The following is a 278-nucleotide window of genomic DNA, read 5'->3' on the forward strand; positions in this document are numbered from 1 at the left end:
CCCAAGACCGCCTTTGCTTGCAGTCATGGAGTGTTCGAATTCACCGTCATGCCATTCGGGATCTCCTCAGGCCCCAGTGCCTTCCAAAGATTCGTAGACGAAGTCCTGAGCAAGCACAAGCGTTACACCGCCTGCTACATCGACGACATCCTTATCTTCGGAGATACCCCCCAACAACTCGAAGAACGAGAAAGCGCCGTCCGACGCACGCTTAAGGAAAGCCTCGTCCGAGTAAACGAAGACAAGGTGGTACGGAACGCCACGAAAGTCAAATTCCT

1 protein-coding gene is annotated in these 278 nt (G+C 53.6%); it reads left to right on the forward strand.

All coding sequences use genetic code 11. From position 1 onward, the window contains the following. Nucleotides 1–48: 48 nt before the first annotated feature. A partial coding sequence (locus MN204_RS21625) for a reverse transcriptase domain-containing protein (RefSeq protein WP_368858693.1) occupies nt 49–278 on the forward strand: 230 nt, incomplete at its 3' end.

Origin of the sequence: Oceanobacillus saliphilus (assembly GCF_023522835.1) — a bacterium.
Lineage (GTDB): Bacteria > Bacillota > Bacilli > Bacillales > Amphibacillaceae > Oceanobacillus > Oceanobacillus saliphilus.